General features: G+C 65.2%; 11 protein-coding genes, 4 tRNA genes and 1 other RNA gene. 14 read left to right on the forward strand and 2 right to left on the reverse strand.

What is annotated here, in order from left to right; genetic code table 11:
* Positions 1-87: 87 nt before the first annotated feature.
* Together AR540_RS23660 and AR540_RS23665 are read left to right on the forward strand one after the other, a co-directional pair.
* Positions 88-975 (forward strand): ATP-binding protein, encoded by an 888-nt coding sequence (locus tag AR540_RS23660; protein WP_059232405.1) that lies wholly within the window; start codon positions 88-90, stop codon positions 973-975.
* Positions 972-1,460 carry a GAF domain-containing protein gene (locus AR540_RS23665; protein ID WP_059232406.1) on the forward strand — a complete coding sequence of 163 codons (489 nt, stop codon included), beginning with the start codon at positions 972-974 and terminating at the stop codon, positions 1,458-1,460. Before AR540_RS23660 ends, AR540_RS23665 begins: the two co-directional genes overlap by 4 nt.
* Before the next feature lie 186 nt (positions 1,461-1,646).
* On the opposite strand, the gene AR540_RS23670 is transcribed toward AR540_RS23665, so the two are convergent.
* Positions 1,647-2,414: a hypothetical protein gene (locus tag AR540_RS23670; protein WP_236712116.1), complete on the reverse strand. Its 768-nt coding sequence runs from the start codon at positions 2,412-2,414 to the stop codon at positions 1,647-1,649.
* A 171-nt stretch (positions 2,415-2,585) separates the two neighbouring features.
* Between AR540_RS23670 and AR540_RS23675 the strand changes: the two genes are divergently transcribed.
* The 4 genes from AR540_RS23675 (at position 2,586) to AR540_RS23690 (ending at position 2,962) form a co-directional block, all read left to right on the forward strand.
* A tRNA-Glu gene (locus tag AR540_RS23675) sits at positions 2,586-2,661 on the forward strand.
* A 5-nt stretch (positions 2,662-2,666) separates the two neighbouring features.
* Positions 2,667-2,742 (forward strand) — tRNA-Gly (locus AR540_RS23680).
* 64 nt (positions 2,743-2,806) lie between these two features.
* A tRNA-Glu gene (locus AR540_RS23685) sits at positions 2,807-2,882 on the forward strand.
* Positions 2,883-2,886: 4 nt separating this feature from the next.
* Positions 2,887-2,962 (forward strand) — tRNA-Gly (locus AR540_RS23690).
* 90 nt (positions 2,963-3,052) lie between these two features.
* Here the strand turns inward: AR540_RS23690 and AR540_RS23695 are convergent.
* Positions 3,053-4,054, reverse strand: a complete 1,002-nt coding sequence (locus AR540_RS23695) for a sulfate ABC transporter substrate-binding protein (RefSeq protein ID WP_059232408.1) — start codon at positions 4,052-4,054, stop codon at positions 3,053-3,055.
* Positions 4,055-4,223: 169 nt separating this feature from the next.
* Here AR540_RS23695 and smc point away from each other — a divergent pair, with 169 nt between their 5' ends.
* From smc to recR, 8 genes are all read left to right on the forward strand, one after another.
* Complete coding sequence (gene smc, locus AR540_RS23700) at positions 4,224-7,709, forward strand: chromosome segregation protein SMC (RefSeq protein ID WP_059232409.1); 3,486 nt, start codon at positions 4,224-4,226, stop codon at positions 7,707-7,709.
* Positions 7,710-7,914: 205 nt separating this feature from the next.
* A complete protein-coding gene (gene zipA / locus AR540_RS23705) occupies positions 7,915-8,802 on the forward strand; it encodes a cell division protein ZipA (RefSeq protein WP_059232410.1) in 888 nt (295 codons plus the stop codon).
* 113 nt (positions 8,803-8,915) lie between these two features.
* Positions 8,916-11,297, forward strand: a complete 2,382-nt coding sequence (ligA, locus tag AR540_RS23710) for an NAD-dependent DNA ligase LigA (protein ID WP_059232411.1) — start codon at positions 8,916-8,918, stop codon at positions 11,295-11,297.
* Between the two features lie 142 nt (positions 11,298-11,439).
* An RNA gene (gene ffs / locus AR540_RS23715) (signal recognition particle sRNA small type) lies at positions 11,440-11,536 on the forward strand.
* A 174-nt stretch (positions 11,537-11,710) separates the two neighbouring features.
* Positions 11,711-11,992: a hypothetical protein gene (locus AR540_RS23720; protein WP_059232412.1), complete on the forward strand. Its 282-nt coding sequence runs from the start codon at positions 11,711-11,713 to the stop codon at positions 11,990-11,992.
* A 179-nt stretch (positions 11,993-12,171) separates the two neighbouring features.
* Positions 12,172-14,160, forward strand: coding sequence for a DNA polymerase III subunit gamma/tau (dnaX, locus tag AR540_RS23725; RefSeq protein WP_082707092.1), 1,989 nt, complete (start codon positions 12,172-12,174; stop codon positions 14,158-14,160).
* A 33-nt stretch (positions 14,161-14,193) separates the two neighbouring features.
* The gene (locus tag AR540_RS23730) at positions 14,194-14,520 is read left to right on the forward strand and encodes a YbaB/EbfC family nucleoid-associated protein (RefSeq protein ID WP_007162246.1); all 327 of its coding nucleotides are present in this window, start codon (positions 14,194-14,196) and stop codon (positions 14,518-14,520) included.
* Between the two features lie 62 nt (positions 14,521-14,582).
* Positions 14,583-15,182: a recombination mediator RecR gene (gene recR, locus AR540_RS23735; protein WP_059232414.1), complete on the forward strand. Its 600-nt coding sequence runs from the start codon at positions 14,583-14,585 to the stop codon at positions 15,180-15,182.
* Positions 15,183-15,398 lie beyond the last annotated feature (216 nt).

Consider the following 15,398-nt stretch of genomic DNA (forward strand, 5'->3'; position numbering starts at 1 on the left):
AGATGCATGCTGAAAAGTCATACAATAGTGCCCGGGGCAGGTGACTTATCGCCTGCACCGTCAACCTAGTCTTCAAGGATCATTCCCGTGAGTTCTTCCCTAGAAGCCTTTCTCATCCAGGCGCAACAGGTGCTCGACCGCCTCGAGCCACTGCTGCCGCATCGCCGCGAGGCTCTGGATTGGCAGCATTGCTATGCGGCGCGCTGGCGCCGCGAGGGGCCTGGTGGTTACCTCCAGCCGCTCGAGGTCAACCTCGGGTTGCGCCTGACCGACCTGCTCGGTATCGATCGGCAGCGCGACCAGCTCTCCCGCAATACCCGCCAGTTCGTTGCCGGCTTGCCGGCGAACCATACCTTGCTATGGGGCGCTCGCGGGACCGGCAAGTCGTCGCTGATCCGGGCGCTGCTGGCGGAATTTGCCGGCCAGGGTCTGCGCCTGATCGAGATCGAGCGCGACGATCTCGCCGATCTGCCCCGGGTCGTGGAGCAGATCGCCGGGCAATCGCAGCGGTTCGTCCTGTTCTGCGATGACCTGTCCTTCGACGCTGGCAGCGACGACTACCGGGTGCTCAAGAGCGTACTCGACGGCTCCCTGGAGCAGGCGCCGGACAACGTGGTGCTCTATGCCACGTCCAACCGTCGCCACCTGGTGGCCGAGCGGCAGAGCGACAATGCCAACTGGGAGCACGTCGACGGCGAGCTGCACCCGAGCGAAGCGGCCGAGGACAAGATCGCGTTGTCGGATCGCTTCGGCCTGTGGCTGTCCTTCTATCCCTTCACCCAGGACCACTATCTCGCCGTGGTCCGCCACTGGTGCACGACCCTGGCTGGCAAGTCCGGGCTCACCCTGGAGTGGTCGGAGGATGCCGACCGCGAAGCTATCCGCTGGGCTTCCGGACGGGGCAATCGCAACGGTCGCTGTGCCTATCAATTCGCCCGGCAGTGGGTCGGGCTCAAGCTATTGGAGCGAGCATGACGGTAGAACTCTCGGGCGTTGGCGCCGGGCTGGAAGGCTATGCGATGCTGGCAGCGCAAGTCGAAGCCCTGCTGGCCGACGAGCGCAACCTGGTGGCCAACGCGGCCCAGCTGTCGGCCTTCATCTTCCAGGAGGTTCCAAACCTCAACTGGGCCGGCTTCTATTTCGTCGATGGTCAGGACCAACTGCTGCTGGGGCCTTTCCAGGGCAAGGTCGCCTGCATGCGCATTCCCTTCAACAAGGGCGTCTGTGGCGCTGCCGCGCGGGAGCGACAGACCCAGCGCGTCGAAGACGTGCATGCCTTTCCGGGGCACATCGCCTGCGACGCCGCTTCGCGCAGCGAACTGGTGGTGCCGCTGGTCAAGGACGATCGCCTGATCGGCGTGCTGGATCTGGACAGCCCCCATCCGGCGCGTTTCAGCGCGGCGGATCAGGCGGGTATCCAGCGGCTGGTGGAGGTCTTCCTGGCCGCTACCGACTGCTGAGCACGCAAGAGCCTGTTCACGATCTAGCGAGCTAGAGCCAAACAAGGCGAAAAGGCCTGAGGAAGCGGAGTTTACGAGTGGTAAATGAGCATTTCGACCGGGCTGGCGCCCCAGGGCCTTTTCAACGCCGTTTGGCCGACGTGCAGCAGATCGTGAACAGGTTCTAAGAGGAGGGCAGGGAAGCCCTCATTCGTAGTCGTTCTTCTTGCGCCAGCTGTCGTCCTTGAGCGTATCGACGCTGTCCGCCAGCTCGTTGGCGCTGCTGCTGGCCTGTTCGGCCAGCTCGCTCTGCTGTCGTTTCACCAGGGCGATCTGCTCTTCCAGGTAGGCCAGCATCTCGGTGTAGCGTTCGGGTTGCTGTTGCTTGCGAATCTGCATGATGGCGCGCTCGTAGGCCTGGCGCGCCTGGATGAAGTGCTCGCTCTTGATCTGCTGGTCGGCCTGGTAGCGGAAGAATTCCACGTAGCTCACTGTCAGCAGATAGCGCATTTCGCCCACCCAGCGCTGGGCTTCCTGGCCGTCGAGGATGCCGATCTGGTTGGCATGGGCTACCAGGGCGTGCAGCATCTCGATATAGCCGCGCACTTCCTTGACCCGGGCTTCGGTGTGTACCGGTCGCGCGACGTTGGTCACTTCGATGCCATCGCCCTTGGCGATGGCATCGTCCAGTTCCGTCTTGCGCGAGGCCAGGCCGGCCGACGGTGGCTGCAGGGCGGCGAGCCGAGCGATCAGGCCGAGTTCGATGTGGTTGAACAACTGCTTGAGGGGCGGCGTCATCAACTGGCCGGGCAGGCTGGCGGACAGCTGGGCGCAGCGCTTGATGCGGTCGGTCAGGTCGGCGACCAGGCGCTGCTTCTCCAGGCGACCGGCTTCCAGCTTCTGGTTGACGAAGGCGATCATGATGATCAACAGCACCCCGAGCCCTACTACCGCTGCAATCATCGTTGAGGACATGCCCTTCTCCATGGTGCTTGCCCGCCTTTTGTCGCGCGAGCGAAGTCGTTGATTTGAAAAGTATTTAATCAGCTATTGACGCCCAGGGTAAGGCTCCCTAGAATGCGCGCACTCCCAACGGCGGCAAGCGTCAGCCGAGTGGTAGGCCGGAATCCTGAGGGATTCTACCTGGTCCCCTTCGTCTAGTGGCCTAGGACACCGCCCTTTCACGGCGGTAACAGGGGTTCGAGTCCCCTAGGGGACGCCAAAATTGCGGGAATAGCTCAGTTGGTAGAGCACGACCTTGCCAAGGTCGGGGTCGCGAGTTCGAGTCTCGTTTCCCGCTCCAAATATAGCCCAGCTGCCTCTTGGCAGGTGGGCGCAAGGTGAAAGGCCTTGCAGAAAGAGGTTTCGTCCCCTTCGTCTAGTGGCCTAGGACACCGCCCTTTCACGGCGGTAACAGGGGTTCGAGTCCCCTAGGGGACGCCACATTGCGGGAATAGCTCAGTTGGTAGAGCACGACCTTGCCAAGGTCGGGGTCGCGAGTTCGAGTCTCGTTTCCCGCTCCATATATCGAAACACCGCCTCCGGGCGGTGTTTTCGTTTGTGCGGCTTTCTTGCCCGCGAGCGGATGCCCAGCGCGAGGCCGGGCGGGTCCATCACTGGGCGGGCGTATAGATCTGGTCGAAGACGCCGCCATCGGCGAAGTGAGTCTTCTGGATGCCGCTCCAGGGACCGAATTCCTTCTGGGCGTCGACGAGTTCCAGCTTGGGGAAGCGATCGGCGTACTGTGCGAGGATTTTCCCATCGCGCGGGCGCAGGAAGTTGTCCGCGGCGATCTTCTGGCCTTCGTCGGACCAGAGATACTTGAGGTATTCCTCGGCCTCGGCGCGAGTGCCTTTCTTGTCGACGACGCTATCCACCACGCTCACCGGCGGCTCGGCCTGCACCGAGATGCTGGGGTAGACCACCTCGAAGCCGCCACGACCGAATTCCCGCGCGATCATCTCGGCTTCGTTCTCGAAGGTCACCAGGACGTCGCCCTGCTGGTTCTTCATGAAGGTAGTGGTGGCGGCGCGGCCGCCGGTGTCGAGGATGGGCACGTGCTTGAACAGGTCGGCGACGAAGCTGCGGGCCTTCTGTTCATCACCACCCGGCTGGCGCAGGGCGTAGGCCCAGGCGGAGAGATAGGTGTAGCGGCCGTTCCCGGAGGTCTTGGGGTTGGGCACGATCACCTGGACACCGTCCTTGAGCAGGTCGGACCAGTCGTGGGTGCCCTTGGGATTACCCTGGCGCACGATCAGCACCGTGGCCGAAGTGAAGGGCGCGCTGCGATCGGGCAGGCGGCTTTCCCAGTCCTTGGGTACCAGGCCGCGATCGGCCAGGGCCTGGATGTCGGTGGCCTGGTTCATGGTGATGACGTCGGCCTGCAGGCCGTCGATGACCGAGCGGGCCTGTTTGCTGGAGCCGCCGTGGGACATCTGGATGACCGGGGTTTCCCCGTGCTCGGCCTTCCAGTGGGCCTGGAAGGCGGGGTTGTAGTCCTTGTAGAAGTCGCGCATCACGTCGTAGGAGACGTTGAGCAGCGGTGGCTGGGCGGCCAGGGCCTGGACGCTGGCGGTCAGGGCCGCCGCGAGCAGGGTGAGGCGAAGTCTCTTCATGGGGGCATCCTGCGGAGGAGGGTGCAGGACTATAGCCTGTCATCCAGCCCTGCGTGCATAACCGCTGGAAATAAGGTAATGCACGGCGCGGGCAGGGTGGCCCGTGGATGGTAGACTGCCGCCCTTTCGCGTGCGGTTGGGCACGGCGCGGCGGACAAGGGCTCCTGATATGCGGTTGAGGTCGATCAAGCTGGCGGGATTCAAATCCTTCGTCGATCCGACGACGGTGAATTTCCCGAGCAACATGGCAGCGGTGGTCGGCCCCAACGGTTGCGGCAAGTCGAACATCATCGACGCCGTGCGCTGGGTGATGGGCGAAAGCTCGGCCAAGAACCTGCGTGGCGAATCGATGACGGATGTCATCTTCAACGGCTCCAACAGCCGCAAACCGGTGTCCCAGGCTTCCATCGAGCTGATCTTCGACAACTCCGACCATACCCTGGTGGGCGAGTACGCCAGTTACGCGGAGATCTCCATTCGCCGACGGGTCACCCGCGAAGGCCAGAACACCTATTTCCTCAATGGCACCAAGTGCCGCCGGCGCGACATCACCGACATCTTCCTCGGTACCGGCCTGGGGCCGCGCAGCTATTCGATCATCGAGCAGGGCATGATCTCCAAGCTGATCGAGGCACGTCCGGAGGATCTGCGGCACTACATCGAGGAAGCCGCCGGCATCTCCAAGTACAAGGAACGGCGGCGCGAGACCGAGAGTCGCATCAGGCGCACCCAGGAGAATCTCGCCCGCCTGACCGACCTGCGCGAAGAGCTGGAGCGCCAGCTGGAGCGGCTGCACCGCCAGGCACAGTCGGCCGAGCGCTTCCAGGCCTTCAGGCAGGAGGAGCGGCAGCTCAAGGCACAGCTGCAGGCCGTGCGCTGGCGTGAGCTGGATGGACGCGTCGAGCAACGCCAGAAGGTGATCCGCGACCAGGAGACCGCCCTCGAAGCCCTGATCGCCGAGCAGCGCCAGGCCGATGCCGGTATCGAGCGGCTGCGCGACGGTCATCACGAGCTGAGCGAGGCCTTCAATCAGGTCCAGGGGCGCTTCTATTCCTTGGGCGGGGACATCGCCCGGTTGGAGCAGACCATCCAGCACGGCCAGCAGCGCCAGCGGCAGTTGCAGGATGATCTACGCGAAGCCGAGCAGGCGCGCAGCGAGGCTGAATCCCACCTGGAGCACGACCGGGTGCTGCTCGCCACCTTCGAGGAAGAGCTGGCGATGCTCGAGCCCGAGGAGGAAGCGGCGCGGGCCCAGGGTGAAGAGGGCGCCGCGGCCCTGGAAGAGGCGGAGCTGGCCCTGGCGGACTGGCAGCAGCGCTGGGAGCAGCTCAGCGCGGCAAGCGTCGAGCCGCAGCGGGATGCGGACGTGCAGCAGTCGCGCATCCGGTCCCTGGAGCAGAGCCTGGAGCGCGGCGTCGAGCGCCAGCGTCGCTTGCGGGACGAGCGTACCCTGCTGGGCGAGGATGGGCCGTCCGACAGCCTGGTGGCGCTGGAAGAGCAGATCGCCGAGGACGAGTTGCTGCTGGAGGGATTGGCCGAGCAGGAGCTGCAGGTGGCCGATGGCCTGCAGCGGCTGCGCGAGGAGTTGCTGGCACTGGCCGGCGAGCAGAGCCAGCGGCAGGGCGAGCTGCAGCGCCTCGAAGGGCGTATCGCCTCACTGGAGGCGCTGCAGCAGGCGGCCCTGGCACCCGATACCGGCGCCGCGGCCTGGCTCGAGTCCGAGGGGCTGGCCCAGGCGGCCCAACTGGCGGATGAGTTGCAGGTGGTACCGGGTTGGGAGCAGGCGGTGGAGACGGTGCTCGGCACGGATTTGCAGGCGGTCTGCCTGGATGACCTGGCGCCGCTGCGACTCGATGTCTTCGTCAGTGGTGAATTGAACGTCGTGTTGCCGGGCGCGGCGCCCGTAGCCGCGGGCAGCCTGCTGGAAAAGGTGCAGGCGCCGCGCGATCTGTCCCCCTGGCTTGGCCAGGTGCTGGTGGCGGGCAGTTATGAAGAGGCCCTGGCACGCCGCCCCGCATTGGCCGTCGGACAAAGTCTCATCACGCCGGAAGGTTACTGGATTTCCCGGCATTTCCTGCGTGTGCGGCGTGCCCAGGCCGCGGAGGGCAGCGTCCTCGCCCGCGGGCGGGAGCTGGACGAACTCCAGGCGCGGCGCGAGGAGCTGAGTGAAGCGCTGGCGCTGCAGGAAGAGCGGCTGGAGGACAGCCGTGCCGCCCAGCAGCGCCTGGAGGGCGAGCGCGAGGAAGGGCGTCGACGCCAGCAGCAGGAGCAGCAGCGCCTGGCGGAGCGGCGCGCCCAGCTGTCTGCCCAGCAGGCGCGGGCCGAGCAGCTGAGCATCCGCCGTCGGCAGCTGGAGGCCGATCTCGGCGATCTCGACCAGCAGTTGGCGCGGGAGCAGGAAGAACTGGGCGAGTGCCGGCTGCGCCTGCAGGACGCCCTGGACGCCATGGCGGTGGATACCGAGCAGCGTGCCCAGCTGCAGGGGCAGCGCGAGCGCCATCGGCAGGCGGTGGAGGCGGCGCGGCAACGACAACGCCAGGCGCAGGATCAGCTTCACCAACTGACGGTGCGGCTGACGACCCTGCGCGCCCAGCGCCAGTCGACGCTCCAGGCGTTGGAGCGGCTGGAATTGCAGACTGCGCGGCTCGGTGAGCGTTGCGAGCAGCTCAACCTCAATCTGGAGGAGGGCGGGGAGCCCCTCGACGAGCTGCGTCTGCGCCTGGAAGAACTGTTGGAGCGGCGCCTGCAGGTGGACGAGGAGATGCGCACGGCGCGCCTGGCCCTGGAAGACGCCGATCGGGAGCTGCGCGATTTCGAGCGCCGGCGCCTGCAGGCGGAGCAGCAGGCTACCCTGCTGCGCGGCCAGCTGGAGCAGCATCGCCTGGAATGGCAGGGGTTGGCCACCCGGCGCAGCGGCTTCGCCGAGCAGCTGGCGGCCGACGGCTACGACCTGCCGACGGTGATCGCCACCCTGCCCGCAGAGGCCAGCGAGGCGGCCTGGGAGGAGCAGTTGGAAGGTGTGACCTCCCGCATCGCCCGCCTGGGACCGATCAACCTGGCGGCCATCGACGAGTACCAGCAGCAGGCCGAGCGCAAGAACTACCTGGACGCCCAGAACGCCGACCTGGTGGAGGCGCTGGAGACCCTGGAAAGCGTCATCCGCAAGATCGACCGGGAAACGCGCAACAGATTCAAGGACACCTTCGACCAGATCAACCACGGTCTGCAGGCGTTGTTCCCGAAAGTTTTCGGTGGCGGCAGTGCCTACCTGGAACTTACCGGGGAAGATCTACTCGATACCGGGGTTGCGATCATGGCGCGTCCGCCGGGCAAGAAAAACAGCACCATCCATTTGCTCTCGGGTGGGGAAAAGGCCCTGACGGCTCTGGCCCTGGTATTCGCCATCTTCCAATTGAACCCGGCGCCGTTCTGCATGCTCGACGAAGTGGACGCGCCGCTGGACGACGCCAACGTCGGTCGCTATGCCCGGCTGGTCAAGAGCATGTCGGAGAAGGTGCAGTTCATTTACATCACGCACAACAAGATCGCCATGGAGATGGCCGACCAGCTGTTGGGCGTGACGATGCACGAACCGGGTTGTTCGCGGCTGGTGGCCGTGGACGTGGAAGAGGCGGTGGCCATGGTGGACGCGTAGTGCCCCACAGGCTGGTGGCGTGGCGGTGTAAAGTTGGCGGCAGTCGTGCTAGCTTATGGCCGCTTCAGTGGTAGGTAGAAAAAGCTAGGAAGAACACTGACTTGGCGTAGGTTTCGGACGTTTTGGAAAGACCTCGCAGGCGACGACTTTCCAAAGTTTCCCGACGGCTGTCGGTCCATTATTTTCACAGGGGTATGTCTTTTTCATGGATATGGGTCTGCGCGAGTGGCTGATCATCATCGGCGTCATCGTCATCGCCGGTATTCTGTTCGATGGTTGGCGTCGCATGAGTGGCAAGGGCAAGCTCAAGTTCAAGCTTGACCAGTCCCTGAGCAATCATCCGGAACATGAGGACGAGGAGCCGGAAATCGTTGGCCCGACGCGGGTCGTCGAACAGAAGGAGCCTTCGCTGGACGATCCCGGCGAGCCGACGCCGCCCCGCGCCAGCCAGCGCAAGCGCCGTGAAGAGCCCAGTGCCGACAGCTTCGACCTGTCCGCCGATGACGTCAGCCTGGGCGGTCTGGCCGCCGATTCCGACGACGTGGCCGCGCGCGGCCGCGAGAAGCCGCGCAAGGGCAAGCCACTGAGCGCCAAGGCCACCGAGCGCGAGCCGGTCGCCGAGCCTGCCGGCGGTGGCAGCAGTGGCGGTACCCTCGCGCCGGTGGACGAGGTGCTGGTGATCAACGTCATCTCCCGTGACGAAAAGGGCTTCGCCGGTCCCGCACTGCTGCAGAATATCCTCGAGAGCGGGCTGAGATTCGGTGACATGGACATCTTCCATCGCCACGAGAGCATGTCCGGTAATGGCGAGGTGCTGTTCTCCATGGCCAACGCCGTGCGTCCGGGCACCTTCGACCTGGATGCCATCGACGACTTCCATACCCCGGCGGTGAGCTTCTTCCTGGGACTGCCCGGCCCGCGCCATCCCAAGCAGGCCTTCGACCTGATGGTCGCCGCGGCGCGCAAGCTGTCTTCCGAACTCAATGGCGAGTTGAAGGACGAGCAGCGTAGCGTCATGACCGCCCAGACCATCGAGCACTATCGCCAGCGCATCGTCGATTTCGAACGCAAGAGCCTGATGCTCAAGCGTTGATCGCCGCCGTGCGAACCAAGAGCAGCCTCGGCTGCTCTTTTTGTTTGTAATCTTTGCAGTGGCGCCCGTGGGCGCCAGGGCCACCCCAGGGGTGGCGACAGTGAGAGACCGCCATGACCGACGCCCAAGATGCCGTCACCCGGATCGCCGCCCTGCGCAGCGAAATCGATGCCCACAACTACCGCTACTACGTACTCGACGAGCCCAGCGTGCCCGATGCCGAGTACGACCGGCTGTTCGGTGAACTCAAGGCGCTGGAGGCCGAGCACCCCGAGCTGGTGACGCCCGATTCACCCACCCAGAGGGTCAGTGGCTCGGCCCTGGCTGCCTTCGGCACCATCCGTCACGAGGTGCCCATGCTCAGCCTGGGCAACGCCTTCGCCGATGAGAGTCTGCAGGATTTCGACCGTAGCGTGGGCAAGCGCCTGCGCGAAGAATTCGGCGAAACCGACTTCGCCGGGCCGGATTCGGGGGTGGAATACACCTGCGAGCCCAAGCTCGATGGCCTGGCGGTCAGCCTGCTGTACGAGGACGGGGTGCTGACCCGCGGCGCTACGCGTGGCGATGGCACCACCGGCGAGGACATCACCGCCAACGTCCGCACCATCCGCAACGTCCCGCTACGCCTGCACGGCGAGGGTTGGCCGGCGGTACTGGAGGTGCGCGGCGAGGTGTTCATGTCCCGGGCCGGTTTCGAGGCGCTGAATGCCCGGGCCATGGAGAGCGGTGGCAAGACCTTCGCCAATCCGCGCAACGCGGCAGCCGGTAGCCTGCGCCAGCTGGATTCGCGCATCACCGCCCAGCGGCCGCTGGAGTTCTGCGCCTATGGCTTCGGTCGCGTCGAGGGCGGCGGCCTGCCGGACACCCAGTACGCCATCCTGCAGCAGCTCAAGGAGTGGGGCATCCCCATCAGCCGCGAGCTGCGCAAGGTACAGGGGGCCGACGGTTGCCGCTCCTACTACCAGGACATCGGCCAGCGGCGCGATGCCCTGGCCTATGAGATCGATGGCGTGGTCTACAAGGTCAATCGCCTGGACTGGCAGGGCGAGCTGGGTTTCCGTGCACGAGAGCCGCGCTGGGCCCTGGCGCACAAGTTTCCTGCCCGCGAAGAGCTGACCGAATTGCTCGATGTGGATTTTCAAGTCGGTCGTACTGGCGCCATCACGCCGGTCGCCCGGCTCAAGCCGGTGCAGGTGGCGGGTGTCACCGTGACCAATGCTACCCTGCACAACATGGACGAGATCGCCCGGCTGGGGGTGATGATCGGCGACAGCGTGATCGTCCGCCGCGCCGGGGATGTCATTCCGCAGATCATGCAGGTAGTGCCGGAGCGACGTCCGGCGGAGGCGCGGCCGGTAGAGATCCCCACTCGCTGTCCGGTCTGTGGCTCGGCGGTGGAACGTACCCAGCTGGTCAAGCGCGCCAAGGGCAAGGAGTCGGTGAGCGAGGGCGCGGTCTATCGCTGCGTCGGGCGCCTGGCCTGCCAGGCCCAGCTCAAGCAGGCGATCATCCATTTCGCTTCGCGCCGGGCCATGGACATCGACGGCCTGGGCGATCGCATCGTCGAGCAGCTAGTGGATCGCGGCCTGGTCAAGTCGCCGGCCGATCTCTACACCCTGAGCTACGAACAGGTCTTCGAACTCGAGGGCTTCGCCGAGGTGTCGAGCCGCAATCTGCTCGCCGCCATCGAGGCCAGCCGTAAGCCGGCGCTGGCACGCTTCATCTTCGCCCTGGGCATTCCCGAGGTAGGGGAGGAGACCGCCAAGCGTCTGGCGCGTGCTCTGGGTAGTCTGCAGCGCATTCGTGAGGCGTTGCCCGAGGTCCTGGTCTATCTGCCGGACATCGGGCCGGAGGTGGCCTTCGAAATCCATAACTTCTTCCAGTCTGCGCACAACCGCGACGTCCTGGAGGCGCTGCTGGCCAACGGTATCGAGCTGGCCGATGAAGGCGAGGTGCATGCCGAATTCTCCGGCTATGCCAGCTTCGCCGACTTCCTTGACCAGTTGCACATTCCCTACCTGGGCAAGACCGGCGCCAAGACCCTGGCCAAGGCCTTTCCGAGTTTGGCCGCCCTGATCGAAGGCTCCCAGGACTGGCTGACCTTCAAGACGCTTGCCGGCCTCAATGAGAGGGCCAAGCAAGGCCTGCGCGAATACTTCGTCGATCCGGCGAACGTGGCCAAGGCGCTGACCATCGAGGCCCAACTCAAGGCCTTCGGCATGCACTGGGAAAGTACCCGGCAGGCGGTGCAGGGTCTGCCCTTCGCCGGCCAGACCTGGGTGCTCACCGGTACCCTGGAGGCGATGAGTCGCGATGCCGCCAAGGAGCGTCTGGAGGCCCTGGGCGCCAAGGTGTCGGGTTCGGTATCGGCCAAGACCGCCGTGGTGGTGGCGGGACCGGGAGCGGGCTCCAAGCTGACCAAGGCGACGGAGCTGGGCGTGAAGGTGCTGGATGAAGCTGCCTTCCTGCAGATCCTGGAGGCTCAAGGGCGTTAACCTCGGCGAGGGATGGGATGGAGGCATCCAGGCTTAGGTTGGTGGGTCTTCCGTTGTCGCTAAGTCCTTGTATGGCTTGCAACTTCATCCCAACCGCGTAGAATGGCGCACCTCACCTCAGGGTGGGGCGTTATGGTGGCTCCGTCGGTCCCCCCGCAACGATCAGCCGTGAACCCGGTCAGGCCCGGAAGGGAGCAGCCGCAGCGGTGATGTCGTGTGCCGGGGTGTGGCTGGCGGGGCCACCTCCATTTCTGCCCTCCGCTTTTTTCCCGCGTCTTTCTTTCCCTCCAGTCTTTTTCCGCTGTTAACCCTTTCACGAGATAATCGTGATGCGGTGCACTGTTTTGGTTCGTGGCTTCATGCCATCATTCGAGTAGCATTCTCAGTTATGGACTGACGTCCAAGGACTCATCGTGAAGAACGGACTCGAAAGCGCCGGGCGCGCCCTCAGCCTCGGTTTGCATCCCTATCGCGTCACCTGTCGGCCCGCGCCCGACGCCATGCTGATCGCCCAGATCTACCATCCCATCGAGCCCCTGTTGCTGCTCAAGCTCGACCTGAGCAACGACGACGCCTGCAATCCCTTCAAGATGAACGCTACCGTGGCGAGCCTGCGGGTCCAACTGGACGCTTTGGCGGCCTATGTCGCCAGCGTGGTGCTGGCCGATGGCGAAGACCGCTGCCAGCGCGCTTGAGAATGCCCCATGGGCCGTGGTTTCCGGCGCCGATCGCTTGAAAGGTCGGATCGCCGCCGCCATCTGGCAAGGAGCTGCCAGTTCGTCGCCCGGCCTGGCCGGTTGAGCATGCGGGGTGCATTAAACGCACCTCTTCGTTAGCATGTGCTCCCTTCCCGTCTTCTCCCGATCAGGTCTCGATGAGTTACCAGGTTCTTGCGCGCAAATGGCGCCCGCGGTCGTTCCGCGAAATGGTCGGCCAGACCCATGTGCTCAAGGCGCTGATCAATGCGCTGGACAACGAGCGGCTGCATCACGCCTATCTTTTCACTGGCACCCGCGGAGTGGGCAAGACCACCATCGCGCGGATCCTGGCCAAGTGCCTGAACTGCGAGACCGGCATCAGCTCCACCCCCTGTGGCACCTGCTCGGTGTGCCGCGAGATCGACGAGGGGCGCTTCGTCGACCTCATCGAGGTGGACGCCGCTAGCCGCACCAAGGTGGAAGACACCCGCGAGCTGTTGGAGAACGTGCAGTACGCGCCGTCTCGCGGTCGCTACAAGGTGTACCTCATCGACGAGGTCCACATGCTCTCCACCCACAGCTTCAACGCGCTGCTCAAGACGCTGGAAGAGCCGCCGCCCCACGTCAAGTTCCTGCTCGCCACCACCGATCCGCAGAAGCTGCCGGTCACCATCCTCTCGCGTTGCCTGCAGTTCGCCCTGAAGAACATGCCGCCGGAGCGGGTGGTCGCGCACCTTCAGCAGGTGCTCGCCGCGGAAAGCATTCCTTTCGAGGATGATGCGCTCTGGCTGCTGGGCCGCGCGGCCGACGGCTCCATGCGCGATGCCATGAGCCTGACCGACCAGGCGATCGCCTTCGGCGAGGGCAAGGTGCTGGCCGCCGACGTACGCGCCATGCTCGGCACCCTCGACCATGGCCAGGTCTATGACGTCCTGCAGGCCCTGCTGGAAGGCGATGGCCGTGCGGTGCTGGAAGCGGTCCGTCATCTGGCCGAGCAGGGGCCGGACTGGAGCGGCGTGTTGGCCGAATTGCTCAACGTGCTGCACCGGGTGGCCATCGCCCAGGTGCTGCCCGATGCGGTGGACAACGGCCAGGGTGACCGCGAACGCGTCCTGACCCTGGCGCAGTCGCTGCCGGCCGAGGACGTCCAGTACTACTACCAGTTGGGGCTGGTCGGACGGCGTGATTTGCCGCTGGCGCCGGACCCGCGGCACGGCTTCGAGATGGTCTTGCTGCGGATGTTGGCCTTCCGGCCAGCGGGTGCGGCGATTCCCGAGCGCCCAGCCTTAAAGACGACGGGAGCCAGCCCGGCCACGGCTGACTCCGACCAGCGTCCGGTGGCCGCGGCGGTTCCCCGGCCGGCGGCGCCTGCGCCCGTTCCCGGGCCAGTGGCGGAACCGACTCCTGCGCCGGTAGCACCAGTGACCAGTAATACCACCCCTTTAGAGCCGCCGGTGGATCTCCCATGGGAGGAGCCTGCCCCCGTCGCGGTCAGGGCTGCGCCTGTGCCAGTGGCGACTCCGGCTGAGCCTGCTGCCGCGCCGCTCGCACCCAGGGCGCTGCCGACCCCCCAGGTCGAGGCGACCCCTGAAGCCACGGTGATCGCCGAGTTGCCAGCGGACACCTCCGGTGACGACTTGGACGGTGACGAAGAGCCGCCGCCGGCCGAGGATTACTACGAGGTGGGGCTGGACGACTACCTCGACAGCCTCGGTGAACCGGCGGCCGACGAGATCGCGGCTGCCCCGGCGCCTGCCGTGCAGCCGGCCACCGGTCTTGCCGCCGATTGGCTGGCATTGTTCCCGGAATTGAAGTTGGGCGGCCTGACGGCCAGCATCGCCGCCAACTGCACCCTGGTGGCGATGGACGGCGATCACTGGCATCTGCACCTGGACCCGGCGCAGAGCGCCCTGTTCAACGCCAACCAGCAGCGCCGCCTCAACGACGCCCTGAGCCAGCAGCAGGGCCGGGCCATCACGCTCCAGGTGACCATCCAGACGCCGGAGCAGGAAACGCCCGCCCAGGCCGCCGCACGGCGCCGTGCGGAGCGTCAGCGGCAGGCGGAGCAGTCCATCCAGGACGATCCGCTGATCCGCCAGATGATGCAACAGTTCGCCGCCACGGTGCGTGCGGGTACCATCGAGCCGGTCGACACCCAAGCCTGACCGGTTTTCCATTCATAGTTCGAGGTAGCAGACATGATGAAAGGTGGCATGGCCGGCCTGATGAAGCAGGCCCAGCAGATGCAGGAAAAGATGCAGAAGATGCAGGAAGAGCTGGCGAACGCCGAGGTGACCGGTCAATCCGGCGCCGGCCTGGTCAGCGTCGTCATGACCGGCCGACACGACGTCAAGCGCGTCAGCCTGGACGACAGCCTGATGCAGGAGGACAAGGAAATCCTCGAAGACCTGATCGCCGCTGCGGTGAACGACGCCGTACGCAAGATCGAGCAGAACAGCCAGGACAAGATGTCCGGCATGACCTCCGGGATGCAGCTGCCGCCCGGCTTCAAGATGCCTTTCTAAGACGCTCCAGCTACGGGTGTCCAGCGGGCACCCGTTTCTCTCGCCTTCCAGTACGGTAGTCCATGAGCTTCAGTCCCCTGATTCGCCAATTGATCGATGCGCTCCGGGTCCTGCCCGGTGTCGGCCAGAAGTCCGCCCAGCGCATGGCCCTGCAACTGCTGGAACGCGAACGTCAAGGCGGCCTGCGCCTGGCCAGTGCTCTCAGCGCCGCCATGGAAGGAGTGGGCTATTGCCGCCGTTGCCGCACCTTGAGCGAAGACGAGATCTGTGGTTTCTGCGCCGATACCCGGCGTGACGACAGCATTCTCTGCGTGGTGGAGGGGCCCATGGACGTTTTCGCCGTGGAGCAGACCGGCTATCGCGGGCGCTATTTCGTACTCAAGGGGCATCTCTCGCCCATCGACGGCCTGGGGCCGGACGCCATCGGCGTACCCGAACTCGAGCGGCGCGTCAGCGAGGGTGGCTTCACGGAAATGATCATCGCCACCAACCCCACGGTGGAAGGTGAGGCGACCGCCTACTACATCGCCCAGCTGCTGGCGCCCAAGGGTCTGACCATCTCGCGTATCGCCCATGGCGTACCCCTCGGTGGCGAACTGGACCTGGTCGACGGCGGCACCCTGACCCACGCCTTCGCCGGGCGCAAACCGATCAGCCTCTAGTGTGGTGTTTCAGAAGTTAACTACCCAGTTTTGGTGGCGCTTTTTGGGCTTAGGCGTCGTTGCTACTCCTCGCCATAGCCTGCTATGACTCGTCGCGGCGCCTAGCCCTAGTCAAAAAATCACCTGCCAATTCTTGCGCAAACGTCTGAAACACCACACTAGGCCACTGGGCTCCTAGGTGCGCCAGCAGTTGGCGATTGCGCAAGGACGGCCAGG

The sequence above is a fragment of the Pseudomonas sp. EpS/L25 genome (assembly GCF_001512295.1).
Lineage (GTDB): Bacteria > Pseudomonadota > Gammaproteobacteria > Pseudomonadales > Pseudomonadaceae > Chryseomonas.

What these genes read in the sequence shown, in the direction of transcription:
- recR (WP_059232414.1), top strand. Translation starts at nt 14,583, where the DNA reads ATGAGCTTCAGTCCCCTGATTCGCCAATTGATCGATGCGCTCCGGGTC.
- AR540_RS23670 (WP_236712116.1), bottom strand. Translation starts at nt 2,414, where the DNA reads ATGTCCTCAACGATGATTGCAGCGGTAGTAGGGCTCGGGGTGCTGTTG.
- AR540_RS23730 (WP_007162246.1), top strand. Translation starts at nt 14,194, where the DNA reads ATGATGAAAGGTGGCATGGCCGGCCTGATGAAGCAGGCCCAGCAGATG.
- dnaX (WP_082707092.1), top strand. Translation starts at nt 12,172, where the DNA reads ATGAGTTACCAGGTTCTTGCGCGCAAATGGCGCCCGCGGTCGTTCCGC.
- AR540_RS23665 (WP_059232406.1), top strand. Translation starts at nt 972, where the DNA reads ATGACGGTAGAACTCTCGGGCGTTGGCGCCGGGCTGGAAGGCTATGCG.
- AR540_RS23695 (WP_059232408.1), bottom strand. Translation starts at nt 4,054, where the DNA reads ATGAAGAGACTTCGCCTCACCCTGCTCGCGGCGGCCCTGACCGCCAGC.
- zipA (WP_059232410.1), top strand. Translation starts at nt 7,915, where the DNA reads ATGGATATGGGTCTGCGCGAGTGGCTGATCATCATCGGCGTCATCGTC.
- ligA (WP_059232411.1), top strand. Translation starts at nt 8,916, where the DNA reads ATGACCGACGCCCAAGATGCCGTCACCCGGATCGCCGCCCTGCGCAGC.
- smc (WP_059232409.1), top strand. Translation starts at nt 4,224, where the DNA reads ATGCGGTTGAGGTCGATCAAGCTGGCGGGATTCAAATCCTTCGTCGAT.